Here is a 26199-nt window from a genome sequence, read left to right as displayed (position 1 = left end):
AATTAAAATGTTGAAAATAACGTACCACGGACACTCCAGCGTACAATTGGGTACGGAGGAAAAGTCTTTAATTATCGATCCGTTCCTGCGCGGCAATGAACTGGCCGTGACCAAGCCGGAAGACATCAAAACCGATGCCGTTTTGCTGACGCATGCACATATGGATCATATTCTCGACGCCGAACCGATTGCCAAGGCAAATAATGCCAAAGTCGTCGCGATCGTGGAACTGGCTACATATATGTCCTGGAAAGGGCTGGACACCATTGGCATGAATATGGGCGGAACAGTAGATCTGGACTTTGCTCAGGCCAAAATGATTCAGGCATTTCATACTTCGGGGATTGTGCTTGAAGAGGAACAGCGGATCATGTACGCAGGACTGCCTGCGGGATTTATCATTAACATAGGCGGTAAAACCATTCTGCATGCCGGAGATACAAGCTTGTTCGGCGATATGAAAATGATTGGTGACCGCCATCAGATTGACGTTGCTTTTCTGCCGATTGGCGGGCATTACACTATGGACCCTGAAGACGCACTGCAAGCTGCAGAATGGTTTAACGCGAAACTGACCATTCCTGTGCATTATGATACATTCCCGGTAATCCGTCAGGATTCTGAGAAGTTTGTACAGCAACTTGCTGCCAAAGGACTGAAAGGCCAAGTCCTTGCACCAGGCGAATCAATCACGCTTTAATTGAATTGAATGATTCATAATACACTTCATGTACATGAAATATAATCTTTTTTGCGCATGAACCGATCTCTTATAAAAAATGAATATCCGTCCAAAGGCGAATATCACGTTATGATAACTGACGTGATATTCGCTTTTTTTCGGTTTCAGGTTCAAAAAGTGGGCTTGAAGTTGGTACATATAACAAAAATATTGAATTTTCATTGTTGCAGGCTGGTTGGGGATGTTATAAAAAACTACACGTAAACAACGTTCCGAATGGAACGGAAAATAGGGGGAACGTTCATGTCATTTATGAAATCATTGTTTTTCCAAATTATTGTGGCGGTGATCATTGGGATAGGTGTAGGTATCTTGTGGCCTGATTTGGGCAGCTTACTGCAACCGTTTGGAACAGGCTTCATCAAATTGATTAAAATGATTATTGCACCTCTTATTTTCATGGTGATCGTTACAGGTATTGCCAAAATTGGTGATCTGAAGTCGGTTGGGCGAATCGGACTCAAAGCGATTATATGGTTCGAAATTGCAACGACGATTGCTCTCGTCCTGGGTCTCGGTACAGCCAACCTGCTCCGTCCCGGTGCAGGCATGAACGTTGATCCCTCAACACTTGATGCAAGCGGCATTGAAGCCAAAACGAACGGATCCGAGCTGCCGCATGTGGTCGATTTTATCATGAACATCATTCCGACCAGTGTTGTGGATGCTTTCGCACAAAATGCATTATTGCAAGTACTGCTTGTAGCCTGTCTGTTTGGAGTGGCTCTGGCGGCAACCGAGAACAAAGCAAAGGAAAATGTGCTCACATTGATTGAAAATATACTGGGAATTCTGTTCCGGATTATTGGGTACATCATGAAACTTGCTCCAATTGGTGCATTTGGTGCTATGGCCTACACGGTTGGAGCGTATGGAGCCTCCACGCTCTCCTCATTCGGAATGCTTATTATTGCCTGCTATGGAGCGGCGTTGTTGTTCTTGATAATGCTTGCACTTGCGGCTTGGTGGATCACCGGACTTAACTTTTTACAATTTGTAAAATATACCCGTTCTGAAGTCATGCTGGCGATTGGAACAGGTTCATCCGAAGTGGTTATGCCCCGTATGATGGATAAGCTAACGAAAGCGGGATGTAACCGAGCAGTCGTTGGTCTCGTTGTTCCGACAGGGTACTCGTTCAATCTGGATGGTGCTTCAATCTATCTTTCCCTTGCAACCGTATTTCTGGCCCAAGCCGTAGGTATCGACCTGACGCTCGGACAAGAGATCACAATCCTGCTCGTGTTAATGCTAAGCTCTAAGGGGATGGCTGGTGTTCCGGGTTCTGCCTTTCTTGCATTATCGGCTACTGCCGCTGCGCTCAATGCATTCCCGATTGCAGCGGTAGCCCTGCTGCTTGGAGCAGATCGTTTCATGGACACGATGCGTGTCTTCACTAATCTGATGGGCAATTGTGTGGCCGCTTTCGTCGTAGCGAAATGGGAAGGCCTGCTGGATCAGAAGCGCATGCGCGCAGTTCTTTCGGGTGAGATCAGCGCCGCTGAACTGGAACGTGAAGAACAGGCCTCGCTATCATCAATGCCAGTACATAGGTCTGAACAAGGGAAAAGAGCCGTATCGCCCGAATTGCTTTAGAAAGGCCAGAGTCTTGATTCCAAGGACACCCCCTTACAAGGGGAACCTGCCAACCATAAAGGCGTCTGTTTTTGCAGTGCTATCACTGCGCAAGCAGACGTTTATTTGCGTTCACCAATACATGTATCAGGGAGTTGTCAAACGCAAACCTGCAAATTTATGTTACAGAGCGATTATTAATGGGGAATGTGTAGAAGAGGAATATTCTAGGTATATTGCAGTTTCAACTTGTATATACATGTTTACTTATGTAATATAGAAATGTAGTTAACTGAGATCTTGATCATGTGCAATACAACTTATTGGAGGCGTTAACATGAGTTCAAACGATACAACTTCCTCATCGTGGTGGAGAACCTCCACGGTGTATCAGGTATATCCCAAGAGCTTCAACGACACCACGGGTTCAGGTACCGGGGATATTCGGGGGCTGACCGAGAAGCTCGATTATTTGCAGCACCTCGGAATTGATATTGTGTGGCTGCAGCCGGTATATGTATCTCCGCAGAATGACAATGGTTACGATGTAGCGGACTATTATGAGATTAATCCGGACTTTGGTACGATGGAAGATTTTGATGAATTATTGAAGGGCCTGAAAGCTCGTGACATGAAACTGATGATCGATATTGTGGTGAACCACTCGTCAACCGAACATGAATGGTTCAAGCAAGCGCGTTCATCCAAGGATAATCCATACCGGGATTATTACATTTGGAAAGATCCGGCTCCGGACGGCGGCGTACCGAACAACTGGCAGTCCAAGTTTGGCGGACCGGCTTGGCAGTACGACGAGCAGACAGGTCAGTACTTCCTGACTTTGTTTGACAAAACCCAGGCCGATCTGAACTGGGAAAACGAACAGGTTCGCAAGGCTGTAAGGGACATGATCAAGTTTTGGGCTGAAAAGGGAGTAGATGGCTTCCGGATGGACGTCATTAACCTGATCTCCAAGGATCAGCGTTTCCCGAATGATGACGGCAGCGAAGGACCAGGCGATGGACGGAAGTTCTATACGGACGGACCACGTGTTCATGAATATATCACCGAGATGTATGAGGAAGTATTTGGTCCTTATAACATGGTAACGGTTGGAGAGATGTCTTCCACAACACTGGAACATTGCATCCGCTACTCGAATCCGGCTTCCCGTGAATTTTCAATGACATTCAATTTCCATCACCTCAAGGTGGATTATCCGAATGGGCAGAAATGGGAATTGATGCCTTATGATTTTGAAGCGATGAAAAACTTGTTCAGTGAATGGCAGACAGGAATGCAGGCAGGTGGAGGCTGGAACGCACTCTTCCTTAACAACCATGATCAGCCGAGAGCACTGTCCCGTTTCGCAGATGATGGAGACTATCGTGCCGAGAGTGCCAAAATGCTGGCAACAACCATCCATGGCATGCAGGGCACGCCTTATGTGTATCAAGGTGAAGAGATCGGAATGCCGAATCCCGTCTGGAATGACGTAAGCGAATTCCGTGATATTGAATCCACGAATATGTACCGTTTGCTTCAGGAAGAACGCGGAAAATCAGCGGAAGAAGCCTTTGCCATCGTGAAAGAGCGCTCCCGAGACAACTCCCGTACACCGATGCAGTGGGATGACAGCAAGAACGCTGGATTCACAACAGGTACACCTTGGATCAAAGTAGATGAACGTTATCCTTCGACAAACGTAGCTGAACAATTGGCTGATCCGAATTCGATCTACTATCACTACCGCAAGCTCATCGCACTTCGCAAACAGGTTCCCGTACTTACGGACGGTTTGTATGAACGCCTGGATGATGCACATCCCGAGGTATTCGCTTATGCCCGGACAAATGGAAATGCAACACTGATCGTTGTGTCCAACTTCAGCAAGAGAGAGGTATCCTTCTCACTCCCAGCAGCGGTCTGGAACGATCACGTATCGGGTAAAACGGCTGAATTGCTCATTGGCAACACAGAGGAGGCACCTGCTCTGGGTCAGGTCATCTCACTCAGCCCGTACGCATCTTATATGTGGCTTGTACCACAACAGGACTAATTCACATTATCTAGATAGGAAGTGACAATATGGCAATCGATAGAAAACAGGTTGAGGAGATCGTACGGGCTGTCGGTGGAAAAGAAAATATCGAAGCTGCGACGCACTGCGTCACACGACTCCGGTTCGCCTTGTATGATGAGAGTAAAGTGGATACTGAAGGTCTGGATCAGAATGACCTGGTCAAAGGGCAATTTTCATCACAAGGACAATTCCAGGTTGTTATCGGACCTGGCCTTGTCGATAAGGTATATGATGAGATGATCCAGATTACAGGCGGCGACCGTGCGTCCAAGGACGATGTGAAGGCAGCTGCCGGCAAAAAGCAAAATCCGATTCAGCGCGCAATCAAAACGCTGTCGGACATTTTTATTCCAATCCTGCCTGCCATTATTACGGCAGGTCTTCTGCTCGGAATCAACAATATTTTGACAGGGCCGGGCATATTCTTTGATGAACAATCGCTGGTTGATGTCTACCCTGCATGGAAGGATCTCGCGTCCATCATTAATACCATTGCAAGCACAGCCTTCACCTTCCTGCCTGCCTTAATTGGTTGGGCAGCGGTAAAAAGATTCGGCGGAAGCCCGCTGCTCGGGATTGTGCTTGGGTTGATTCTGGTACACCCTGACCTGCTGAGTGCCTACAGCTATGCGAATGCAGTAAATGAAGGCACCGTGCCGACCTGGAATCTCTTCGGCTGGCACATTGAGAAAATTGGTTATCAAGGCCAGGTTCTGCCGGTATTGGTTTCGGCTTACCTGCTGGCCAAACTTGAGATTTTCCTGAACAAACGAGTGCATGACTCCGTCAAGCTGCTTGTCGTTGCCCCTGTAACATTGCTTATTACCGGGTTCCTTGCGTTTACCATCATTGGTCCGGTTACGTTCGCTATTGCGAATGCGATTACATCAGGCCTGATCTATATTTATGAATCCTATGCTGCGCTTGGTGGTCTAATCTATGGTGGTCTATATGCATTGCTGGTTATTACCGGTATGCACCATACGTTCCTGGCGGTAGACGTGCAATTGATTGGTAGTCAGGGAGGTACCTTCTTGTGGCCGATGCTGGCGCTGTCCAATATCGCCCAAGGTTCTGCAGCGCTTGCGATGATGCTTGTTCTGCGCGAACAGAAGATGCGAGGACTTGCGGCTACTTCGTCCGTATCAGCTTTCCTCGGCGTTACAGAGCCTGCAATCTTCGGGGTAAACATCCGTTATCGTTATCCGTTTATCTTCGGTATGGTTGGTTCAGCCATTGGTGGCGTTCTGTTGACCATGAATAATGTTCAGGCGACTTCCATCGGTGTAGGCGGGGTTCCCGGATTCCTGTCCATTTTCCCGAACAAATGGGGAGTATTCTTCATCGGCATGGCGATTGTGCTCATCGTTCCATTCGTCCTGACGGTAATTTTCGGCAGAGCGAAATTGAGAAAGCAAGATCGCAGTACTAATGCTGAAGCGGTAACCGGAAGCAAAACAACACCAGTCTCCGCGAGCAATACAACGGTTTCTGGTACGAATGCAGCCGTAGCAGAACGCACACGCACAAACGCACAAGTGGGAGACGAACCGGTGAACACGCTGGAAGTCATGGCACCATTAACAGGAACAGCGGTTCCACTGGACCAGGTGCCGGATCCGGCTTTTGCCGAGAAACAGATGGGTGAAGGGGTAGCCATTGAACCTTCAGGCAATCGGGTGGTCGCCCCGTTTGATGCCCAAGTTGCACATGTTATCAAGAGCAAACATGCGGTCATTCTGGAACATGCAAGTGGCTTGCAAATTTTGATCCATGTTGGAATCAACACCGTATCGCTGAAAGGCGAGGGCTTCAACATGCATGTCGAAGCTGGTGAACATGTAAGAGCGGGACAGACGCTGCTCGAATTTGATCGTAATGTCATTGAAGCTGCTGGATATCCTCTCATTACACCAATCATTATTCCGGATGGTCAGGATATGGTTGATCGGGTAGAAGTCACTACAGGTGACGTTTCATCGAATCGCAATGGTATACTAACCGTTCATTTGAAGGGCTAATTGCCCATCTGAGCTAATAAAATTATCCGCTTTCTTCTATTAAAGACGAACCAGTACAGGTATGTGAGCCTGGAACTGGTTCGTTTTTCTTTGGGGTCATGATACACTATATATAACTAAAATTTGAAATAGACTATCGTTGATCTCCACGTGTATGCATGTTACGGATGAATTATTCATATGGTTCTGAGGAGAGTTCCTAGTGATAAGGACGATAGGAGGAGAGCCATGACTCGTGTAGCAGTGATGGTTATACATGGACTGGGTATGCAAAAGGATGATTATGCGGATAAGCTGATTTCACGTTTGCATAAGGAATTTGATCAAGTGATGGTCATGCGTGGTGCAGCGGAGAAATACTTGGATATTGAGCCGGTCTTCTGGGCAGAAGTCTTTGAAGAGAGGGAAGAAGCACTGTTCCAACAGCTTGTAAGCTCTCAGCGGTTGAATTATCAGGTGCTGCGCAGATTTGTTATTCACTATTTGGCGGATGCCGTCGCCTATCAGCCTGTTGAGCATCAAGGCCATAATTATGATGCTGTACACAGCACCCTGAACCTGGCCATGCATGCACTAGCACAGCGCAACGGTCCCGAAACTCCACTCTGCGTGATTGCCCACAGCCTGGGTGCTGTCATTGCAAGCAATTTTTTTTATGATCTCCAGTTTCCATCGAGCCGGGTTCCATCGATCGTGGATGTAACCTCTGCACTGGAGCGGGGAGATACGTTAACCAATTTCTATTCGTTCGGAACGACGCTGCCTCTCTGGAGTCTACGTTATCATGACTTTAGCAGTCCGATTCAGGTGCCATCCTCCATGGCGGCACAGCAGTACTTTCCCGGGCTTGAGGGGGAATGGGTTAATTTTTATGATCGGGACGATATTCTTGGATATCCCTTAAGACCTATTGATCCGGCTTATGAAGCCGCGGTCAAGGAAGATATAGAGATTAACTCGGGTGGCTTGATAGGGAGTTGGAATCCGCTCAGTCATGGGGGATACTTCGATAACAGTGCCATGAACCGCAGGATTGCCCAAGGATTGGCACGGACCTGGACTTGGGTGAATCGTGAATGACATTCAGCATCAAGATAGAAACCGAAGGAAAGGGGGAATTATTTTGGAATGCAGGACAGGCTGTGCCGCATGTTGTATCGCCATATCCATCTCATCACCGATACCAGGCATGGAAGATGGTAAACCGGCAGGTGTACGCTGCGTACAACTGACAGCCGATAATCGATGCAGCATCTTTGGTCATCCGGATCGTCCGGCTGTTTGCAGTGGATTACAGGCTTCGGTTGATATGTGTGGAGATTCGGATCAGGAGGCTTTTCATATTTTGAAACGGTTGGAGGAAGAAACGAAACCCGGATTCTAACGTGAAGTTGTTTTGTTGAAAAAGGGTAATTATACTTATTATGGAAGTTATATGCGTAGAGAGGAGCATGGGATTAATGCATCTGGTCAAACAATTTCTGGTCGTGACAGCGAATATGATCGCTGAACTGTGGATGGGATTCTATCGACGAAACTCGGACTTCTATGATAAGCAAACTTCTGGATCGAAAAGTAAAACCGGCTATTATGTTTTTGTGATTGCTGCTGCGGTGGTTGCAGTAGGTCTTGTCAGCTGGATGTATAATCGCATGTACTCATAAGTGTCTAAGAAGAATGAACCCTGCACGAAACAAGTTCAACGTGTAAAATCAAACCAAAGGAGTATCCATGGATAACAACCAAGGGATACTCTTTTTTGGGTGTGCTTGTCCCTCAGAATCTGGAGGAACGAGCACGCTCTTCTTTTTTCTTCAGCAGGTGTGTAAGAAGCAGTTTTAACACGGAGGATACAATGAAGAAAATAAAAAGGATCCGGAACAGCTGATACCCCGAAACCACGGACAAGTTGGCGTTCACTTCATGAGCCATGATACTCATCTGATCCATTCCACCTGGCGCCATGCTGAGCAGGGAGGTAGCGGCTGAAAGAGAGAACAGCTGCATGAGTACATAACTTAGCCCAAGCGAGCCGGCAATGAGGAGAACACTGCTGAGCACAGCGAGGGTAATGGTCTGTGTTTTGCGCTGCAGATGCTGAGGCCTTAGCATGAGACCCACATGACTGCCAATCATCAGCTGCGAAATATTCAGCAACGAGGAAGGCAAGGGTGATGTTTGCATTGTTGTAGTCAGATGAATGACACACATAACAATCATTGGCCCAAGCATAAACGCTGTAGGAAAACGAAGCTTACGAGCAACCCAGGCACCAGCTACACAGAGCGGACCATAGAGCAGGATCTCCGGAAAGAGATTCATCCATGACGCAGCCTGGGCCGCTTGTGGATCTGCTGCAGCGCCCGCAGCACCGCCAATCCATGGACTGAACACCAGGAAAGGCACACAGAATACAATCAAGATCAACCGAGTCACTTGCAGGAAGGTGACCAGCGTCAGATTAATGGACTTCATTTCTTCCGCAAGCGAAACCATTTGGGACAACCCGCCAGGAATACTACCGACCAGGAGAGAAGGGAAGTCAAAATCAGTTAGCTTGGATGCGATGTATGCCGTTAACGTACATAATCCAATCAACAGCAGGGTCATGAGCAGCATCACGGGAAGCTGGTGGAGAATGCCCTGCAATGCATCTGCTGTCAGTGACAACCCGATAGAATAACCGACGATCAGAATCCCATAATCCCGGATGGACGTAGGCCATAGGAGCGGCAGTTTAACAACCTGGGACCCAAGCAGCATAAATACCATGGGGCCGAGCAGCCAGGGAATCGGGGTGTGGATGGCTGTGAACAAAAGTCCGCCGAGTACCGAGACGCTCAGACTAAGAATGAACCGGAAAAAGGCGGAGGGACTGAGCTTATGCATCAGTTCCATCCGCTTGATCTTTCTGCTGGATCAGGTTGTATCGATAGTGAGTATGAGTCTGAATTAATAGTCTGAACCATGGGTGATCACTCCTGATGATAAAATACGTCCCTCACAAACCGCTATTTATGAATGAACTACGACATGTTAAGCGAACTTGCTACAGCTTGATTAGTTTAACCGAACACGTGCTGAAGGTTTGGGTTCTTTAAACATCATATAGTACATCAGCGAGGAGATCACGTATAAACCGCCCGTAATACTAAACGTAATGGCGTATCCCCAGTACGTGCCGTATGTGGTTACGAGGTAGGATTGAACAGGTCCCATCGTTGCCCACCCAATCATAAATGCAGTTTGCATCAGGGAATTGGCGATTCCGCGACGCTTGTCGGAAACTCTGTCTACCAGAATGGCAGATTGAATCGGATTCGCTGCATTCATCAAAGCTTGTCTGAACAAAAAGCTGACCGAAGCAATGAAAAGTACGTTCGTGAAGCCGGTCAATAACAAAAATGGAAGGGAAAACACCTGGAATATGACTACAGCTCGGACACTTCCGACTTTGGCGGCAAGCGTCGGCCCGATGAGCATGGAGACGATCGTCATAATTTGTCCAAGCGAAATAAGTAAGCTCATCGCACTTAGCGAAACGGAAAAGCGGTTGGTAAAATACAAATTCAGGTAAGGCACAACGAGTCCGGAACCGAACCCAATCAGTAATTGAGTGATAACAAACTGACCAATCAGTCGGGAATCTTTCTTTTTGTCCTGTAATTTCCCAGGCTGTTCGGTAGTAGACAGATTCTTATCCTCAGAGGAAATCGCCGCAGGAACGGCACCAGTAGTGACAGTCTGTGCGGGAGTTTTATCATCGGATACAAACAGCATCGGAATAAATGCTGCCAAAGTTGCTGCACCCCCAATGAACAATACGGTTTGCAGTCCAGTAACTTTGGCGATTCCCAGCGTATGCAGAAGGTCAGCAAACACTCCGCCGCCAAGACTTCCGAGCACCTGTGAGGCGAGCACAAGGGAGGAATAGTAGCTGAACATCTTCAACCGCTGACTCTTCTTCACATTCTCTGCGAGAAAAGGAATGGCCAGAACCTGAAAAACGCCTGCAAATAGTCCCGAAAATACAGCAAACCAGATCAGGCCGCTCGCCGAATAATCAAAAGAACGACCGATCAGGAAGATTCCGCTGAATAAAGCTCCTGCGATAAGCAGTCTTTTTCGGCTGAAACGATCACCGCCAAGCCCGATAGGTACAAACATGATCGCTGTGGCTAACGATTGAATACTTACAATCTGGCCGTTCATTGTATCATTGTAGCCCAGACCCTGAATGTACAGATTGTACAAAACCGAGAACATGCCATTTCCGATCTGATACAGGATGCTTGCCAGAAAAAAGAGTTGAATATTTCGGGACCAACCCCGAATCTCAGCATGAATCTGTCGTAAAACTCTCAAGTGTAATCCCCCAGTCGTTACCAGTGCAGTAATTCCAGTGTAACAGGAAAGGGGGATTTGCGGAAGAATTGACCACTGTTTATTTTGTCATAAGGCTTTAATTACGCAATGACACGAGCGATAACCAATCCATCATATCCTTTGCTGCCTACCGTTTGCAGTGCAGTGGCTTCAAGCCGAGGGTGATCGGCGATCAGCTTCAGGAATTGGCGTACGCCCTGCACCCTGGGGTCCGTACTCTCTGCATGGATCACTTCGCCATCTCTGACGATGTTATCCCCGATAATCAGACTTCCAGGCCGGGACAGACGGAGCGCCCATCGGAGATAATCGGGATTACTCGGTTTGTCTGCATCAATAAAGATCAGATCAAAAGGCTCTCTGTAGTCTTCTTGAACATCAGGAAGGGTCGTTAATGCAGGTCCAATTCTCAGATCAACCTTGTCGATTAGCCCAGCCTGCATCAGATTGGTGCGTGCGATTTCCGCATGATGCGGATCAGCTTCAAGCGTTACGATTTTTCCGTGCTCAGGCAGTGCTCTTGCCATCCAGATCGTGCTGTAAGCACCCAGCGTACCTATTTCAAGCACACGTGCTGATCCATGGATTTGAAGCAGAAGCTGAAGGAATTTTCCTTGGTTAGGAGCAACATCATGGGCTGGCAATCCGGCTTCCGTGTTCCTACGAAGCGTTTGTTCCAGCAGAGGCTCCGAGGGAATAAGCAACTGATTCAAATAGTCGTCGACCTGACTCCAAGTGTGCTCAAGAGAAGAATAATCAGTGTTTTTCATCAAGGTTTCTTCCTTTCCAAAAACGATAGTTTGAATTTCATAATTCAACTATAATGATTGCATATGTATAAATAAAATATATATTATATATAAGATCATAAATTAAACTTATATATTGTAGACATAGGAGTGACAGAAATGAATTTACACGGACTGCGACTGTTTCATGCCATTGTAAGATATGGTGGCGTCACCCGCGCTGCAGAAGAACTGAATATTAGCCAGCCTGCGGTCTCTTCACAGGTGAAGAAATTTGAACATGAACTGGGCATACGTTTATTTGTTTCAGAGGGTAGACGACTGGTTCTTACCGATGTGGGTGTGCAGTTAAAAGAATACGCAGAACGTCTGTTTTTGCTTGAACAGGATGTGGAGAACTTTGTGCAGGATATGCGGGAAGGGAAGAAAGGCATCATTCGGTTAACGGCAACGTACTTGCCTTCTAATTTTTTGCTGCCTGGATGGATTGCGAAGTTCAAGCAAACGCACGAAGATGTGGAACTTGTGGTCAGTACGACCAATACCCGGATGGCCTTCGATCAACTGCTGCGATATGAGGCTGAAATTGCCGTGTACGGGGGGAGCGGGGTTACACATCAAGGCGTACATTGGGATGAATTGTTTGAGGATGATATGTGGTTTGTCGTGCATCCAGCGCATCCGTATGCTGATCGGGAAGTGGACTTGGCCCAAATGGTAGCAGAACCTTTCATCATGCGTGAAGAAGGCAGTGCGACGCGTGAGCGGCTATTTTCACTATGCAGTATGAATAACGTAGCTGCCCCTCGAATTGCGCTGCAGTTCAACGGGTTGAATGAAACGATCAGTGCGGTAAAGGCCGGTTACGGAGCAAACTTTATATCCTCATTGGTCGTGAAGGAAGATGTTCGAGAGGGCAGGCTTTCACGTGTGTATGTCCGAGGAATTCATCTGAAGAATAAGATTGCCGTGTGTACTCGAGCTGGTGAGGTGTTATCACCTGCAGCGCAGCATCTGGTACAGCTAATTCGGCAGGAGGCATCCCGGATAACCGGAGATGACATCCGATAAACGAATGGAGTATATCTGAAATGGATACCAACACTACATGCCTGCCAGAATGTTTCTTATGAAGATTGACATGCCATATCAAACTCGAATGTTAACGTTCAAGCTGTACCACCTTGCTGATCGTTAAACCGGTATAGGGCAAGCAAAGTCACGCCCCCAACCACGACTACGGGTATCCAGACAGCGATCATAGGAATGTTATGAAACATAAGCGCCGCGACAATGACCCCAATCAGATAAATGATTACGGCAAACACCCGCAAGTACGAGTCAGTGGATAAAGCCTTCATCAGTGAACCTATACTGGTGTGCCGTAGACGCTGCAGAATGCTTACGGCATCTTCGACGACTGCGGCAAGATTGTTTGTCAGTACTGTGGTGGAGATCCCGGCGATGCCGATCCGCCGCGCAGCTGTCGTCTGCATGCCCATAGCAGCAGCCAGTATGGCGATTAACAGATAGGCAAGCTGTTCTGAATAAGGGCTGATCATAACGATCGCGAATATCAGAAGCAGGATGCTTTCGACAACAAAAACACGGGTTACACGGGGTGACCATCCGTTTTTGGTCTGATGGGTACCGATCATGCGTGCGGCAATGGCATTGCCGGCAATGAAGCCCGCCAGAGCAATTAGGGAACGCAGCACGATAAATTCCTGCGCACGGGCAATCGCGATTCCCAACAGTACGATATTGCCGGTCATATTCGCGGTAAGTACATGCCCCAGTCCCAGATATCCAATGACATCGACCATTCCAGCCGCAAGACATAGAAGCAGAAGTGAATACTTTTGCAGAGGTTGCTGCATGGTGAATCCGTCCTTTCAATAAATGCTCAACCCCTCAAGTATACAGCATCATCTCATAAAATAAAGACAATACGTTCACTTATGGTGTGGAACTAAGGTGAAGCAAGCCAATCAAACATGTTGTTTACCGCGGCTGCATGGATATTGTCATGGAACCAGTGATTCTGTCCCCCATAGGCATGAAAGGTCACTTCAATTCCTCTTCGTTTCAACCAATGATACATACGGGTTCCATGACTATAGTTGACTTGGGTATCTTCTGTACCGTGTATGATCAATACGGGGCAGCGAAGCTTGGAGGCGGCAGCCAGCGGAGAACGGGCAAGATAGGCTTCGGGAACAGCACGGGGCGATCCGCCTAGAATACGTTTCAATGTGCGTCTCAGGTCGGTTCGTTCATGATATGTCCGTTCGACATCGGCAACACCGCTCCACAGCACAAGTTTATGTACATGGTGGGGGCCTTCATTGAAAAAGGTAGCTGTATGTACAGCGTTGATGGCCCCGCGGGAGAATCCCATAAGCGAAATACGTGCTGAATCGGCATATGGAAGTCCTTGTATTAGCCGGTATGCGGCTCGTACGTCTTCAATATCATGTCCACCATACTCGTCCCGGCCTTCACTGCCCTCATTGCCGCGATAGGAGGGAGCGAACACGATGTACCCCTTGTGCGCAAACTGCTCCACCCAGGCCGTTTTTACGCCGCCATAGTTGCCAAGGCCTCCGCGACAATAGATAAGAACAGGCCAACTATCTTGCTTATGGTTATCGATTTGCGTTGGAGGATAACGACTTGCCAGCAGCCGGAATTTCACATCATGTAATAAGTCCGTGCTGCATGTTCCAATACGTTCCTCTGTCTCTTGCTTGTGGCAAGGAGAAGAGATTATACAGCCTTCGGGCAGATACATATATGCTTTAACTCGGAATTCATTAGAGGAATAGGTCACTTGATACAGCAAGAAAAATCAGCCTCTTTCATGGTCAATAGATGTGGATATGACAAGTTATATGCATGGAATACCATGTAGCATGTGTCAAAAATCTGATCCCATACCTCTCGTTCTAGCTAACTGTCCACGTGTCACAAATTCGTTTATTGGCTCCATATGTTTTATAATGAATCTGAGACAGGTGCGACTGCCCGAATTCTTAGACCTGTAAATTACTCAAGTGTGCATAAAAGAAAGGAAGAAAACCATGATGAACGCTCCACATCCGATTGACCAATTCAAGAAATTCAAATACGAAATTACCAGATTCATGATGATTTATAAATTTGCTCTCGATCAGATGGAAACCAAAATTGAAGTTTTAAAGGAAGAGTTTCAGTCCTTGCATGATTACAGCCCGATTGAGCATACGAAATCCAGATTGAAGTCTCCTGAAAGTATCATGAATAAGATGTTTCGCAAAAATCACGAGCTGACCTTCGAAAGCATCAAGAAAAATATCAAGGACATTGCCGGCGTTCGTATCACATGCTCATTTATCTCGGACATCTATCGGATCAAGGATATGCTGTGCAATCAGAGTGATCTGCGTGTGCTTGAAGTGAAGGATTATATCCAGAATCCGAAACCCAATGGATATCAAAGCTTGCACCTTTTGGTGGATGTGCCTGTTTATATGTCCAATGGTGAAGAGCGGGCCTGCGTTGAGATTCAGATCCGTACTATTGCCATGGATTTTTGGGCGAGCCTTGAGCATAAAATCTTTTATAAATACAATAAGGACGTTCCTGAACGTCTCACCAAGGAACTGAAAAGTGCAGCAGATTCCGCCAATGCCCTTGATCAACAGATGGAGAGACTTCACCGGGAGATTCAAGAGATCAAGGATGCAGAGAATGAACGGGATGAAGAGGAGCTGCGCCGCATTATCATTAACAATCAGCAGTTTACACTGCCATCCAACCTGCTTCGGCTGCTTGGAGATGGAGAACACTAAGTAAACAGGAAACATCGTAAGGAAAGGAATAAGTTTAATCCCTATGAATAGTTCATCAGCATCCTTAAATCATCAATCATCATCACGTGTGCGTATGGCCTTAATATTGGGGACACTGTCTGCCTTCGGTCCGTTGTCTCTGGATATGTATCTGCCCGCACTGCCTACACTTGCTGAGGATTTCAATTCCTCTCCTTCGTATGCACAGCTCAGTTTAACAGCCTGTATGGTCGGGCTTGCTGCAGGGCAGCTCCTGGCAGGTCCCCTTAGTGATGTACGAGGACGTCGTACGCCGCTTATTGCAGGACTTGTGCTATATACGATTGCTTCCATACTATGTCTGGTGAGTCCGACAATGGGTTCTTTTGTTGTGCTGCGTTTTATTCAGGGGGCTGCGGGTGCAGCCGGAATTGTTATATCCCGGGCAGTGGTAAGAGATGTGTATTCGGGTCCGGAGTTAACCCGGTTCTTCTCCTTGCTGATGCTTATTAACGGGGTAGCGCCTATCGCAGCACCGATTATCGGTGGGCAGCTCCTCGCTTATACTTCATGGCGTGGTGTCTTTATCTTATTGAGTCTTATTGGGGTGCTTACGTTACTGGCCGTTATTTTTGGGCTTGGAGAGACACTGCCGTCCGAACGACGATCCAGCGGAGGCTTGAAGCAGACTCTGGTCACATTCCGGCAGATCGCATCGGACCGTCTGTTCATGGGATATGCATTGACTCAAGGATTTGTAGCAGCGGGAATGTTCGCGTACATATCGGGTTCACCGTTTGTACTGCAAAAAATTTACGGCGTCTCTCCGCAAATGTTCAGTATCTGCTTTGCCGTTAATGGTCTCGGAATCATTCTGGCAAGCCAGATTGCCGGGAGATTGGCGGGTAAAGTGTCCGAAACGCGTTTGCTCATAGCCGGCCTCGTTGCAGCTGCTGTGGGAGGCACATCTCTGCTCATTGCCATCCTATTGGGAGGCAATCTGAACTCCATCTTGGTTCCGTTATTTCTTGTCGTTTCCAGTGTGGGTCTCGTCAACACGGCTTCCTTCGCGCTGGCCATGGCCAACCAGGAGAAGTCAGCTGGCAGTGCCTCTGCACTTATAGGGGTCATGACATTCCTGTTTGGCGGGATCGTAGCTCCGCTCGTCGGTTTGGGAGGAGAGGGAACCGCGGTACCAATGGGGGTCGTTATCGCATGTGCCGACCTTGGGGCGTTACTGCTCTATCTGGTTATGGTCGGTAAGCGTGGGCACCGTCAGCAGACCCGTTAATCATATGAATATATCAAAATATCAAAGCGCCCCATTCGAAGCTCTATACTTCGGGTGGGGCGCCTTGTGTTTAGCAAAGAGCGAACAGGATTTGCGTATTGAGCAAAATGCCAGGGGTCAGGAACGGATAGAAGTAACCGACCACAAAACCAAAGATATTAGTGACAGGCCACATGAGAAAGACGTCATTGTATGTGAATACAAGGGACCACCGGTTGTAACAGAAATTCGGCAGTACACGCTGATTCTGATCCCTTGGGGCGGTTACGCCTGTTTGGGCGAATTGCACAGCCTGGGTCAAATTCTGTGGTTGCTGCTGGATAAACAACGGCAGGAGCCCGGGGCTGCTTTTGATCAGATTGTATAGAAATACCATCTCCGCTGGTGGCTGCCCAACCGGACGTGGATAGGCGCCTAACAGGGTAGGCAGATTGCCTTGCGACAACTGCGCGGGAACGCCTGGAACCGTACCTTGGCCTCCTCCTGGAAAGAACGGCGGCTGTCCGCCGGTGCTTCCACCTGGAAAGTATGGGGGAAAAGATCCCTGTCCTCCGGGAATTCCTTGGATGGGCTGCCCTCCCTGGCTGCCACCCGGGAATAATGGAGGAAACTGTACAGAGCGGTCTTCACCGTAACCTGCATGGGTATGATTGATGTAATCCATCTACGAACATCCTTCCTGTCGTCGTATTCTGAAAACATCATATGGCGGCATTCGCCCAAAGGTGAATGGATTTGGAGATAGCGGTCGTTGAAAAGTAAAATCGGATTGACAACTCAGTTGATAACAATTATCATTGTCAATGGAAATGGACAAGTACATACAGGGAACATATACAGGAAAGTATAGGGCCCCATTTTAAATTTTCCATACCAGCTCATATTGAGGTGTTCATCATGAAAGGGGATAATCACGTGCTGAAAAGAAATAAAAAAGGAATCATGCTGCTAATCACGATTATGGTCATGTCATTGTGGCTGGCTGCATGCGGAACGAAGTCGGCCGATAATGGAACTGCAGCAGGAGAGACCAATACAACAACGGAGACTGAGACACAGACAGAAGCTCCAACAGAACGTACGGTAAAAGATGCTCAGGGTCATGATGTGACGATTCCAGCTAATCCGCAGCGCATTATTGCTTCCTATCTGGAAGATCATCTGGTAACACTTGGCGTTAAGCCGGCTGCACAATGGTCAGTCCGTGATGGCAGCAGTGTACAGGCTTATCTTCAAGAAGATCTGAACGGAATTCCTACAATTGCAAGCGAACTTCCATTTGAAGCTGTTGCCAGCTTCTCGCCGGACCTGATCATTATGGGTTCTGAAAGTACTGTAGAAGGGGAGAAGTACGAACAATACAATAAAATTGCCCCAACTTATGTACTTGGTGATGATGTGAACAAGGATTGGCGTCAGGCTCTTTTGAAAATAGGCGAGCTGTTGAACAAATCTGATGTAGCTCAAAAAGCTCTTGACGATTACGATGCAAAAGCAAAAGAAATTAAGGAAAAAGTGGCTGCCGCAACAGGTGGTACAAAAACTGCAGCAGCATTGTGGCTTTTCAATAACAAGTTTTATGTTGTTAGTAATAATGTCTCCAGTGGTGAAGTCATGTACAATGAACTCGGACTGCAACAGCCTGAAGTTGTGAAGGAAATATCGGCAAAAGCAACAGGGAACTGGTCCGAGGTTTCCTTGGAAAGAATCGCAGATATGAATGCTGACTATCTTTTCCTGGTTAACAGTGATAAGGGAACAGGGGCAGAAGCGTTGAAAGATGCAGTGTGGCAAAGTATTCCTGCTGTGAAAAACGGAGAAGTATACGAGTTTGAGAGCACGAGCAGCTGGTTGTATAGCGGAGTGCAGGCAAATACTCGAATTCTGGAAGATATCCAGAAAAGTATTGTTAAATAAATGAATGGCATAATGATGTGTGCTGCACATCATCGTACAACTCTCTGGTGTGCATGGGCATCAGGGAGTTTTTTGTTTTTTTAGTATGACCCGATATATACTTACGAAGTAACTGTGTCCGTAAGGGGAACCATCCGTTCCCGATTAAGAAAGGGGATAGGTCTATGATGTATACATTGAATCCAAATGATCTGACGAGCAGAGATAATTATAAACTGATGAGCGGTTCGGTAGTGCCGCGACCGATTGCTTTTGTCACAACCCTCTCAGAAGACGGCAGCGTCGTGAATGCAGCCCCGTTCAGTTTCTTTAATGTCGTTAGCTCCGATCCGCCGTTGTTGTCCATTTCCATTAACCGTAAGGATGGAGTGATGAAAGATACCGCCCGCAATGCAATTGCAGGGCAAGAGCTAGTCGTACATATCTGCGATGAATCAATCGTTAACGAAGTGAATGAGACAGCAGCACTGCTCGAGCCGCATGAGAGCGAGCTGGAGCGAACCAATCTAACGACGGTACCAAGTTCAGTTGTGGCGGTGCCCGGAATACAGGAAGCACTGATCCGCATGGAATGCCGTCTGTATCAGCATATACCGGTGTCTAATGACGTAGGAAAACCTGTAACGGATTTGCTTCTCGTTCGCATCGTACAGTATCACTTTAATGAAAAAGTGTATGACCCCGCTCATCACTACATTTTGATGGATCACCTTCAACCCGTAAGCCGGCTTGCGGGCAATGATTACGCTAAACTTGGTGAGCGATTTACGGTAGTTCGGCCTGTATAAGGTCATTTACTTGATCATTTACTTGTTATCTTTTCATATGAGATCCCAATGCTAATTAACTAAATTGATGAATCAAGACGGACTACCTGTTCGAACATACAGGTCTTGTCCGTCTTTCCTTGTTTGCTGAACATAAACTCATTCTGGCGTGAATAGACTTGTACTATTCTGATGTGTTACTGGATTGTATTATAGGCCCCTGCTAGTCATCATAAATGAAGAATGAAATGTCAATCTGATAGAAGAGGAGCTTGGATATGGGTTATCGCAGCCTTGCCTACCTCATTGGCCAATATCCACGGTTCATCATGATCAGCTGGGTTTTTATTATCGGGGTATCAGCCGTATGGGCATGGAACCTGCCCGGTGTTCTTCAGGATCATGGGTTGAAACAGATTCATGGAGATGCACATCATATTGAGCGTATTCTCAAGGAAGAATTCGGAATTCCGGATGATCCGATTATTGTCGTTTATGAAAAGCAGACAGGCACCTCTCCAGCAGAATTTCGGAGTTGGGTCAGCAGGCATTTACAGGAGGTACGCTCTCTTCCCAATCTTTCAACCATAATCTCTCCGCTTGAGGATGGAAGAAGTGCAATGATGCGGGATGGTACGGCATATGCACTCCTAGAATTTAATGTTCCAGCGCACCGGATGAATACTCCCATTGAGCAGCTTCGTTCCCTGAATACATCAGGTGATCAAGGAGCTATTCATTTAACCGGCAAGCCTGTAGTTCAGCAGGATGTGAATCAATTGAGCTTTCGAGATCTGGAGCGTGCGGAAATCGTTGGCTTACCGATTGCTTTGTTAATTCTATGTTTTGCCTTTCGAGGTCTATATGCGGCTCTTGTTGCTGTAATTATGGGTGTCGTCGGTGTGGTCACAGCAATGGGGATGACCTCTCTCATGGGGCATTACGTGGAACTTTCGAATTTTGTTATTAATGTCATACCGATGGTGGGAATGGCGTTAAGCATCGATTTTGCGCTGATCATTCTAAGCAGATTCAGGGATGAGATGCAGCTGTATCCGCATGATCATGGGCATAGTTCGTATGAGATTATCCAGAGGACACTGCGTACAGCCGGAAGGGCTGTTTTGTTTTCTGCTGCTTGTGTGCTGCTGGGCCTGTTGTCGCTGATCTGGATCAGACTTCCCATGTTTCTGAGTGTCTCGCTTGGTGCCATGACGGTCCTGATGATATCCGTGTTAATCAATGTGACCTTGCTGCCAGCCATTCTTACACTCTATGCCGAGCAGATCTTTAAACGAAAAAAGCATTTTTCAATTCGTACGCCGCCGCGTAAACCCTCCATATGGCTTAAGTGGTTTGGCACAGTGATGAAACGACCGATACGGATGACCTTGTTGGGTACAGGCATTCTGCTGTTCTGTGTGCTTCCGGTTAGGCAGTTGGAGATGGCGATTCCGGACGCAACCTCATTGCCAGCAACCATAGAATCCAGACAAGCTGCTGAGAGGATACAGCAGGTTTTCGCTCAAAAGGACATCGCTTCCGTTGACATCCTCATCGGAGGAACCGGAGAGAGTTTAACCGCATTACACTGGAACACGGCACTTCGAAAGGTAAGGGAATTGCAAAAGGATGAGGATGTCCTTCAGATTGAATCCGTCTGGGGAACGGATCAGAAGTACATGCCTGGACAGTACAGAACATCGCCGATTGGAGGCGCGAGCAGCGAGCTGATCTTGCACGATTTGCTTCTCTCCTCATACGTATCTGAGGATGCTATTCGGATGGTGGTGACCATCAAGGGAGCACCAGGATCGGAACAAGCTGCAGACTGGCTGAACATGATGAATGAACGGGACGCGCAACAAGGCGCTGAGGGGATACCTATTCGTTATGGCGGAGAAGCTGCTTCCCAAGTTGAGATTATGCAGGAAATTTTGGGACAGCTGCCCAAGGTGCTGGTTTTCGTAATCGTATCTAATTACATGGTACTGCTGACGGCATTTCGTTCGCTGTTGATTCCAATCAAAGCAATCCTGATGAATATACTCAGCCTGACAGCTTCTTTTGGAGTCTTGGTGCTGGTCTTCAATCAGGGTCATCTGGGGATGGAGCCCTCGGCGATTGCCATCATGATTCCGGTGTTTATCGCTGGACTTGTCTTCGGCATTTCAATGGACTATGGCGTATTTATGCTCAGCCGGATCCAGGAGTTGTATCGTCTGACAGGAGACAGTGACCGGTCGGTCATGCAGGGACTTGCATCAACGGGTCGACTGATTACATCGGCGGCTGCCATTCTGCTTGCTGTGACAATACCGTTTGCCTTTGGAGATGTGGAAGGAGTGAAGCAGCTTGGTGTCGGCATTACTGCTGCAGTGCTCATTGATGTCACCATCATTCGTTTGCTGCTTGTGCCAGCACTAATGAAGCTGATGGGAAAATGGAATTGGTGGCTCCCAGGACAAAAAACATAACGCTTGATCAGCATGGATCTGATTGCCCAGCGTGCAAAATGTTCCTATAAGGTAGCCATCATATGATAAAGGGAGATTCCTGAAGTCTGCATCGCCGGCCTGGGGAATGTCTCTTTTTTTCATAAGAATAGCAGGGTTTCGGGGTAATCCGGCATGAATATTAAATTCATGGGCCATGGGCTTACACTATAATGTACTGGAAAATAGTACAGATGTTGATCAATTTAGTTCATCTAATATGTTTTATTTCATATGGATTGGTGCAGCGAATGAACAAGGAGGTATACCATTAATGACTCAGATTGAATCTTATCTGCAACAACAGACGACTGAGCGCGGACGTTATGTATATCAGGCAGGACAGCCTCTGGAACAATGGAGTGAACAGCTGCGTTCAAGTATACGTGCACGACTTGGTGGTTTTCCGGCTGATAATGCAGAGCCAAATGCTGTCGTGCTGGAGCGTATTGCTTGCGAGGGTTACGTGAGGGAACGCGTGGAAATAACGACCTATGCAGGCTTGCGAATGCCAATATACGTATTGATTCCTAATGAGTTAAGTAATACAAATACACCTGTGCCTGCCATGATTGCCTGTCATGGCCATGGTTATGGGAGCCGGGAGATAAGCGGCATGGAGCCTGACGGTTCACCGCGAGCGGCATCACCGGGACTGCATAAGGATTTTGCCGTATCCCTGGTACAGCGAGGGTACATGGTTGCCGCTCCGGAACTGCTCGGATTCGGTGATCGAAGACTGGAAGAGGATAAGGATGAACCGCCAGGAATCAGTTCCTGCACGAAGATTGCAGTTCATCTGCTCATGGCCGGACAGACTCTGGCCGGGCATCGTGTCTACGAGACGATGAGGGTGCTCGATTATTTGTCTACCCGCCCTGAAGTTGATGCAGAGAGGATTGGAATCATGGGCATCTCGGGTGGAGGGCTGGTTGCTGCCTTTACTGCCGCGCTGGATGCAAGATTCCAGGCTGCGGTAATCAGCGGATACGCCAATACCTTTCAAGCAAGTATTTTGGACAGGAATCACTGTCTTGATAATTACATTCCAGGTATCTTGCGGGAAGCGGAGATGCCCGATATTATTGGTCTGATCGTGCCAAGACCATTATTCATTGAAGCAGGAAGAGATGACCGGGTATTTCCACAGACCGCGGCGAGAGAAGCTTTCACCAGGTTGGAGGAGATCTATGCACAAGAGAGTGCACTGGATGTTCTGGGTGCCGACTTCTTTGCAGGCGGGCATGAAATTAGTGGTGCCAAAGCGTATGATTGGCTGGAAAGGTTTTTATAATTTACCGCGTTACTGAAGCTGAAAACAACCCCGTAACAACACGCCTCTGGTGCGTGTGCTGCGGGGTTGCTTTTGATTTTTCTAATAGGAATTGAAGTAGTCTTCATCATTCCATCATTCCATCATATCCTTGGCCTCATGGTTGGCTTTTTTACCTTTGAGCAGCGGTTCAAGTTCGTCCTGTACGCTCTGTTCCCAGAGTGGAACGTCTGTCCGATATGCTGCGCGTGCATTCAGATGCCCGGCAACCGGAGCGGTAATAAAGACAAACACAATGCCAAGAAGTACGCGTGCACTAATGTAGTTGTCGAAGTACCAGAAGAAGAAAAATGTTCCGATGAGTACGCAAAACACACCGAGTGTTGTACTTTTAGTCGCGGCATGCGCACGCAGGTAAACGTCTGGTAATCGTATGAGTCCAAAGGCGCTAAGTGCACTCAGTAGAGCTCCGCACAGAACGATCAGACCGATAGCAATTTCAGCGGTTCCATTAACGATCTCCTTCATTTTTGAATACCGCCCCCCGTTCAATATAACGTGCGAATGCAACTGTACTTAGAAAAGCAAGAATACCAATCAGCAGAATGATATCCAGATAGGCCTGCGTGTGAAGCATCATGGACAGCACAGCTACAATGGCGATGACGTTAATGCCGATGGTATCCAGTGCCGTAATCCGGTCAGCCATGGAAGGACCGCGCAGCACACGGTACAAGCAACCCAGGATGGCCAAGGACAGTACAAGCAGGGATATAAATAACATTGAGGATAGCATTATCGCGTCACCTCCATAATGGCTTTTTCGAATGTATTTTTGATATCATCCCTCATTTTCTGTTCATCCTTGATATCCAGTGCATGGATGAACAGCTTCCGTTGATTCCCGGATATCTCAAGAGGTAACGATCCCGGTGTCAGCGAGATGAGCAGGCATAAAAAGGTAACCTCCCAGTCGGAGGACAATTGAGTCCGGTAGGTGAATATGCCAGGACGAATTTCAAGCCTGGGCTTGATAATCTGGCGAATGACCTCAATACTGGCTCGTATTAATTCCTTGAACAGCAGATAGAGCAGCTTCATGATGGCCCAGACTCGAACGATATAGAAGCGCTGGGGGAAGAACCGCCGCATACTCCCGATTAACAGCAGACCGAGCAGGTAACCAATAAGAAAACCAACGCCATTCCATGCATTATTCAGAAACATCCACACAAAGGCAATGATAAGATTCAGTATGATCTGAAAGGCCATAAGCATCTACTCCTTCAATACTGCATCAATATAAATATTGGGATGCAGTAGAATGTCGCCTGCCCGGGAGGTTAGCTGAAACATTCCTTCAGCCCCCAAGCCCATGACGATAATAAATATGAACAGGATGCCGGCAGGGATTAAGAGTCCGTTTACCGCATAAGGCCGTCTAACGACACCTGCTGGCGGTTCGCCCCAGAAAGCCTGAATGAAAATACGCAGGACCGAGTAGAGCATCAGCAGACTGGAGAGCACCGCAATTCCCGTAAGACCATATAGACCGGCCTGCAAGCCACCCTCGAAGAGCAGCAGCTTACCCGGGAAACCACTGAATGGAGGAATACCTGCCAGTGCAAGTGCGCTGATGAAGAACATCCATCCAAGCAGCGGATAACGATGGAGCAATCCACCCATGTTTTCAAGTTTGGACGTACCCGCAACGGCGATCAGGGCACCTCCCAGCAAGAAGAGCAGCGTTTTGATCAACATATCATGCAGCATGTAGAAGAGCAGCCCTTCCAGAGCCTGACGACTTGCAGCAGCCATGCCGAAGGCCACAAACCCGACACCTGCAACCACGTTATAGACCAAAATTTTGTTCACATCACGATAGGAAATGGCGCCAATAACCCCGAGGATCATGGTTGCGCCAGCCATCCAGCCGATTAGGGCATTGAAGAAATCCGGATCATGATAAAAAATGAGCGTGAATGTGCGCACAATCGCATACAGCCCTACTTTGGTCAGCAATCCCGCGAACAAAGCCGTTACCACTGCAGGGGGAGCTGCATAGGAGCCTGATAGCCAGAAGAAGAGGAACAGGCCGGCTTTGATGCTGAATACAATGAGAAACAGGACAGCAATCAGTGTAATTACACCACTCTGACCCACCTCGGCAATCCGATTAGACAAGTCCGCCATATTCAGAGTGCCTGTTACCGAATAGAGGAAGCCGATGGAGGCGACAAACAAAGCGGAAGAAACGATGTTGATCAGGACATACTTGATCGTTTCACGAAGCTGTCTTTCCGTCCCTCCCAGCACAATTAGCGCATAGGAAGAGATCAGCATCAGTTCAAAACAGACAAAGAGGTTAAACAGGTCGCCTGTCAGAAAAGAACCGTTCACGCCTGCAATCAGAAAGTGAAAGAAGACGTAGAAATGATGTTCCTCCCTCTCTTGGTTAATGCTTCGGAAAGCATACAGCAGACATGCCAGAGCAATGATGGAAGCAGCCACTACGAGCAGCGCAGATACCATATCAGCTACCAGAACAATACCGTATGGCGGGGCCCAGCCGCCCATATTAAGGGTCTGTACGCCCGAGCTGGCAACCTGTGTAATTAATACGGTTGATGCAGCGGCAGTCAACAGCGTCCCAATGACACTGACGATGCGCTGAATGCGGACTTTACGGAAAAACAGTATGGTAATAACACCTGTGATCAGCGGCAGCAGCAAAGGCAGAACCACAAGATTATTCATATGGACGCCCCCTTACTTCTTCCATGTCGTCCGTTCTCAATTTTAGATATGAGCGATAGGACAGAACAAAGAAGAAAGCGGTTAGCCCGAAATTGATGACAATGGAGGTCAAAATCAGCGCTTGAGGCAGCGGATCGACATAGCTTTCTGCCTTTTCTCCCAGCAACGGAGGAGCACCTGTCTTAAGACGTGACATCGTAATCAGCAGCAGATGCACCCCATGCGTGAGGATGGACATGCCTAATACGATTCGGAGCAGGCTCCGTGACAAGATTAAAAAGACGGCGACGGCAAACAGTATGCCAACGGCAACGCACATCAATATTTCCAT

General features: G+C 47.6%; 25 protein-coding genes. 14 read left to right on the top strand and 11 right to left on the bottom strand.

What is annotated here, in order from left to right; genetic code table 11:
- Window positions 1-7: 7 nt before the first annotated feature.
- The 7 genes from CHI14_RS06380 to CHI14_RS06350 all read left to right on the top strand — a co-directional run bounded on the left by CHI14_RS06380 (window position 8) and on the right by CHI14_RS06350 (window position 8085).
- Window positions 8-700: a metal-dependent hydrolase gene (locus CHI14_RS06380; RefSeq protein WP_095287553.1), complete on the top strand. Its 693-nt coding sequence runs from the start codon at window positions 8-10 to the stop codon at window positions 698-700.
- 285 nt (window positions 701-985) lie between these two features.
- Complete coding sequence (dctA, locus tag CHI14_RS06375) at window positions 986-2338, top strand: C4-dicarboxylate transporter DctA (RefSeq protein WP_095287552.1); 1353 nt, start codon at window positions 986-988, stop codon at window positions 2336-2338.
- 316 nt (window positions 2339-2654) lie between these two features.
- Window positions 2655-4376, top strand: coding sequence for an alpha,alpha-phosphotrehalase (treC, locus tag CHI14_RS06370; RefSeq protein ID WP_095287551.1), 1722 nt, complete (start codon window positions 2655-2657; stop codon window positions 4374-4376).
- Window positions 4377-4405: 29 nt separating this feature from the next.
- The gene (treP, locus tag CHI14_RS06365; protein ID WP_095287550.1) at window positions 4406-6421 is read left to right on the top strand and encodes a PTS system trehalose-specific EIIBC component; all 2016 of its coding nucleotides are present in this window, start codon (window positions 4406-4408) and stop codon (window positions 6419-6421) included.
- A gap of 228 nt (window positions 6422-6649) precedes the next feature.
- Entirely contained in the window at window positions 6650-7501 is an 852-nt protein-coding gene (locus CHI14_RS06360) for a chemotaxis protein (protein ID WP_095287549.1), read from the top strand.
- Window positions 7502-7544: 43 nt separating this feature from the next.
- Window positions 7545-7805, top strand: coding sequence for a YkgJ family cysteine cluster protein (locus CHI14_RS06355; RefSeq protein ID WP_095287548.1), 261 nt, complete (start codon window positions 7545-7547; stop codon window positions 7803-7805).
- A 76-nt stretch (window positions 7806-7881) separates the two neighbouring features.
- Window positions 7882-8085, top strand: coding sequence for a hypothetical protein (locus tag CHI14_RS06350; RefSeq protein ID WP_095287547.1), 204 nt, complete (start codon window positions 7882-7884; stop codon window positions 8083-8085).
- Between the two features lie 112 nt (window positions 8086-8197).
- Here the strand turns inward: CHI14_RS06350 and CHI14_RS06345 are convergent, their stop codons facing one another.
- From CHI14_RS06345 to CHI14_RS06335, 3 genes are all read right to left on the bottom strand, one after another.
- Window positions 8198-9319, bottom strand: a complete 1122-nt coding sequence (locus CHI14_RS06345; RefSeq protein ID WP_249281020.1) for an AbrB family transcriptional regulator — start codon at window positions 9317-9319, stop codon at window positions 8198-8200.
- 162 nt (window positions 9320-9481) lie between these two features.
- On the bottom strand, window positions 9482-10786 hold the full coding sequence (locus CHI14_RS06340; RefSeq protein WP_095287546.1) for an MFS transporter: 1305 nt from the start codon (window positions 10784-10786) through the stop codon (window positions 9482-9484).
- Window positions 10787-10887: 101 nt separating this feature from the next.
- Window positions 10888-11577 (bottom strand): O-methyltransferase, encoded by a 690-nt coding sequence (locus tag CHI14_RS06335; RefSeq protein ID WP_095287545.1) that lies wholly within the window; start codon window positions 11575-11577, stop codon window positions 10888-10890.
- A gap of 138 nt (window positions 11578-11715) precedes the next feature.
- On the opposite strand from CHI14_RS06335, the gene CHI14_RS06330 reads away from it, so the two are divergent.
- Window positions 11716-12627 (top strand): LysR family transcriptional regulator, encoded by a 912-nt coding sequence (locus CHI14_RS06330; RefSeq protein ID WP_095287544.1) that lies wholly within the window; start codon window positions 11716-11718, stop codon window positions 12625-12627.
- A 98-nt stretch (window positions 12628-12725) separates the two neighbouring features.
- Here the strand turns inward: CHI14_RS06330 and CHI14_RS06325 are convergent, their stop codons facing one another.
- Window positions 12726-13436: a YoaK family protein gene (locus CHI14_RS06325; RefSeq protein WP_095287543.1), complete on the bottom strand. Its 711-nt coding sequence runs from the start codon at window positions 13434-13436 to the stop codon at window positions 12726-12728.
- 92 nt (window positions 13437-13528) lie between these two features.
- Entirely contained in the window at window positions 13529-14254 is a 726-nt protein-coding gene (locus CHI14_RS06320; RefSeq protein ID WP_249281019.1) for an alpha/beta hydrolase family protein, read from the bottom strand.
- A gap of 388 nt (window positions 14255-14642) precedes the next feature.
- On the opposite strand from CHI14_RS06320, the gene CHI14_RS06315 reads away from it, so the two are divergent.
- Together CHI14_RS06315 and CHI14_RS06310 are read left to right on the top strand one after the other, a co-directional pair.
- On the top strand, window positions 14643-15389 hold the full coding sequence (locus CHI14_RS06315) for a GTP pyrophosphokinase (RefSeq protein WP_095287774.1): 747 nt from the start codon (window positions 14643-14645) through the stop codon (window positions 15387-15389).
- 43 nt (window positions 15390-15432) lie between these two features.
- On the top strand, window positions 15433-16659 hold the full coding sequence (locus tag CHI14_RS06310; protein WP_095287542.1) for a multidrug effflux MFS transporter: 1227 nt from the start codon (window positions 15433-15435) through the stop codon (window positions 16657-16659).
- Between the two features lie 70 nt (window positions 16660-16729).
- Here the strand turns inward: CHI14_RS06310 and CHI14_RS06305 are convergent, their stop codons facing one another.
- Window positions 16730-17323, bottom strand: a complete 594-nt coding sequence (locus CHI14_RS06305) for a hypothetical protein (RefSeq protein ID WP_095287541.1) — start codon at window positions 17321-17323, stop codon at window positions 16730-16732.
- Between the two features lie 251 nt (window positions 17324-17574).
- Here CHI14_RS06305 and CHI14_RS06300 point away from each other — a divergent pair, with 251 nt between their 5' ends.
- The 4 genes from CHI14_RS06300 (at window position 17575) to CHI14_RS06285 (ending at window position 23132) form a co-directional block, all read left to right on the top strand.
- On the top strand, window positions 17575-18576 hold the full coding sequence (locus tag CHI14_RS06300; protein ID WP_095287773.1) for an iron-hydroxamate ABC transporter substrate-binding protein: 1002 nt from the start codon (window positions 17575-17577) through the stop codon (window positions 18574-18576).
- Window positions 18577-18743: 167 nt separating this feature from the next.
- Window positions 18744-19364, top strand: coding sequence for a flavin reductase family protein (locus CHI14_RS06295; RefSeq protein ID WP_095287772.1), 621 nt, complete (start codon window positions 18744-18746; stop codon window positions 19362-19364).
- A 257-nt stretch (window positions 19365-19621) separates the two neighbouring features.
- Window positions 19622-21820 (top strand): MMPL family transporter, encoded by a 2199-nt coding sequence (locus CHI14_RS06290; RefSeq protein ID WP_095287540.1) that lies wholly within the window; start codon window positions 19622-19624, stop codon window positions 21818-21820.
- Between the two features lie 292 nt (window positions 21821-22112).
- Window positions 22113-23132 (top strand): alpha/beta hydrolase family protein, encoded by a 1020-nt coding sequence (locus CHI14_RS06285; RefSeq protein WP_095287539.1) that lies wholly within the window; start codon window positions 22113-22115, stop codon window positions 23130-23132.
- A gap of 114 nt (window positions 23133-23246) precedes the next feature.
- Here the strand turns inward: CHI14_RS06285 and mnhG are convergent, their stop codons facing one another.
- Genes mnhG through CHI14_RS06260 form a run of 5 tightly spaced genes read right to left on the bottom strand, consistent with a single transcriptional unit; the run spans window position 23247 to window position 26199 of the window.
- Window positions 23247-23639 (bottom strand): monovalent cation/H(+) antiporter subunit G, encoded by a 393-nt coding sequence (gene mnhG, locus CHI14_RS06280; RefSeq protein ID WP_095287538.1) that lies wholly within the window; start codon window positions 23637-23639, stop codon window positions 23247-23249.
- Window positions 23623-23907, bottom strand: a complete 285-nt coding sequence (locus CHI14_RS06275) for a Na(+)/H(+) antiporter subunit F1 (RefSeq protein WP_095287537.1) — start codon at window positions 23905-23907, stop codon at window positions 23623-23625. Before CHI14_RS06275 ends, mnhG begins: the two co-directional genes overlap by 17 nt.
- The gene (locus CHI14_RS06270) at window positions 23907-24383 is read right to left on the bottom strand and encodes a Na+/H+ antiporter subunit E (protein ID WP_095287536.1); all 477 of its coding nucleotides are present in this window, start codon (window positions 24381-24383) and stop codon (window positions 23907-23909) included. Before CHI14_RS06270 ends, CHI14_RS06275 begins: the two co-directional genes overlap by 1 nt.
- Window positions 24384-24389: 6 nt before the next feature.
- Window positions 24390-25868 (bottom strand): Na+/H+ antiporter subunit D, encoded by a 1479-nt coding sequence (locus tag CHI14_RS06265; protein ID WP_095287535.1) that lies wholly within the window; start codon window positions 25866-25868, stop codon window positions 24390-24392.
- On the bottom strand, window positions 25861-26199 hold the full coding sequence (locus tag CHI14_RS06260) for a Na(+)/H(+) antiporter subunit C (protein WP_095287534.1): 339 nt from the start codon (window positions 26197-26199) through the stop codon (window positions 25861-25863). Before CHI14_RS06260 ends, CHI14_RS06265 begins: the two co-directional genes overlap by 8 nt.

Origin of the sequence: Paenibacillus sp. 7516, assembly GCF_002272715.1 — a bacterium.
In the GTDB taxonomy this organism is placed as follows: Bacteria; Bacillota; Bacilli; order Paenibacillales; family Paenibacillaceae; genus Paenibacillus; species Paenibacillus illinoisensis_A.
This window is presented reverse-complemented; position numbering and strand designations above follow the sequence as displayed.

Coding starts and splice junctions, on each gene's coding strand:
- CHI14_RS06380 (WP_095287553.1), top strand. CDS start 8: ATGTTGAAAATAACGTACCACGGACACTCCAGCGTACAATTGGGTACG.
- dctA (WP_095287552.1), top strand. CDS start 986: ATGTCATTTATGAAATCATTGTTTTTCCAAATTATTGTGGCGGTGATC.
- treC (WP_095287551.1), top strand. CDS start 2,655: ATGAGTTCAAACGATACAACTTCCTCATCGTGGTGGAGAACCTCCACG.
- treP (WP_095287550.1), top strand. CDS start 4,406: ATGGCAATCGATAGAAAACAGGTTGAGGAGATCGTACGGGCTGTCGGT.
- CHI14_RS06360 (WP_095287549.1), top strand. CDS start 6,650: ATGACTCGTGTAGCAGTGATGGTTATACATGGACTGGGTATGCAAAAG.
- CHI14_RS06350 (WP_095287547.1), top strand. CDS start 7,882: ATGCATCTGGTCAAACAATTTCTGGTCGTGACAGCGAATATGATCGCT.
- CHI14_RS06345 (WP_249281020.1), bottom strand. CDS start 9,319: ATGGAACTGATGCATAAGCTCAGTCCCTCCGCCTTTTTCCGGTTCATT.
- CHI14_RS06335 (WP_095287545.1), bottom strand. CDS start 11,577: ATGAAAAACACTGATTATTCTTCTCTTGAGCACACTTGGAGTCAGGTC.
- CHI14_RS06330 (WP_095287544.1), top strand. CDS start 11,716: ATGAATTTACACGGACTGCGACTGTTTCATGCCATTGTAAGATATGGT.
- CHI14_RS06325 (WP_095287543.1), bottom strand. CDS start 13,436: ATGCAGCAACCTCTGCAAAAGTATTCACTTCTGCTTCTATGTCTTGCG.
- CHI14_RS06315 (WP_095287774.1), top strand. CDS start 14,643: ATGAACGCTCCACATCCGATTGACCAATTCAAGAAATTCAAATACGAA.
- CHI14_RS06310 (WP_095287542.1), top strand. CDS start 15,433: ATGAATAGTTCATCAGCATCCTTAAATCATCAATCATCATCACGTGTG.
- CHI14_RS06305 (WP_095287541.1), bottom strand. CDS start 17,323: ATGGATTACATCAATCATACCCATGCAGGTTACGGTGAAGACCGCTCT.
- CHI14_RS06295 (WP_095287772.1), top strand. CDS start 18,744: ATGTATACATTGAATCCAAATGATCTGACGAGCAGAGATAATTATAAA.
- CHI14_RS06290 (WP_095287540.1), top strand. CDS start 19,622: ATGGGTTATCGCAGCCTTGCCTACCTCATTGGCCAATATCCACGGTTC.
- CHI14_RS06285 (WP_095287539.1), top strand. CDS start 22,113: ATGACTCAGATTGAATCTTATCTGCAACAACAGACGACTGAGCGCGGA.
- mnhG (WP_095287538.1), bottom strand. CDS start 23,639: ATGAAGGAGATCGTTAATGGAACCGCTGAAATTGCTATCGGTCTGATC.
- CHI14_RS06275 (WP_095287537.1), bottom strand. CDS start 23,907: ATGCTATCCTCAATGTTATTTATATCCCTGCTTGTACTGTCCTTGGCC.
- CHI14_RS06270 (WP_095287536.1), bottom strand. CDS start 24,383: ATGGCCTTTCAGATCATACTGAATCTTATCATTGCCTTTGTGTGGATG.
- CHI14_RS06265 (WP_095287535.1), bottom strand. CDS start 25,868: ATGAATAATCTTGTGGTTCTGCCTTTGCTGCTGCCGCTGATCACAGGT.
- CHI14_RS06260 (WP_095287534.1), bottom strand. CDS start 26,199: ATGGAAATATTGATGTGCGTTGCCGTTGGCATACTGTTTGCCGTCGCC.